Here is a 555-nt window from a genome sequence, read left to right on the forward strand (position 1 = left end):
AGGGCCGGACCTGCGCTGGGGTTGGCAGCTGGCACCCGCGGTTGCGCTGGCGATCGGCGCGACGGCGCTCCTGCTGCCCCGTGGCGCGCGGGCGGTGCTCGCCACGGCCGGCGCGGTGGCGGTGCTGTTCGCCGTACCCGCCGGCTGGTCGGCCTCCTGGCCTCAGGTGGTGGCCGTCGACCTGGTCGGCGGGGTCGCGCTGCTGCTCGCCGTGCTGGCCCGCCCGAGCGCCCCACCGGTCGCCCTGCGCACCCGTGCCCTCGGCGGTGCCGTCCTGCTCGGGCACGGGCTGCTGGTCGCCGTGGCCGCCCCGACCGGTGCCCTGGTGGCGCTCGGCGTGCTCGCCGTGGTCGGGCTGGCACTGGCCGTCCGACGGGGGGCCGGCGCGTACCGGGAGGTGGCCGGTGTGGGTCTGCTGGTCGGGCAGCTCGCGCTGCCCGGGATCGCGGCGGTGGCGATGTTCGCTGCGGGCGGGCCGCCGTGGTGGCAGGCCCGGCTCGCGCTGGCCGTCGCCGGGCTGTCGCTGGTCGCGGCGCTCGCGGCCCGCCGCCACCG

General features: G+C 80.2%; 1 pseudogene. It reads left to right on the forward strand.

Features of this window, described 5'->3' with window-relative positions:
- Window positions 1–555: pseudogene (locus GUI43_RS33315) on the forward strand (SCO7613 C-terminal domain-containing membrane protein); the annotation flags it as partial.

This window comes from Micromonospora noduli (genome assembly GCF_003264365.1).
Classification (GTDB): domain Bacteria; phylum Actinomycetota; class Actinomycetes; order Mycobacteriales; family Micromonosporaceae; genus Micromonospora; species Micromonospora noduli.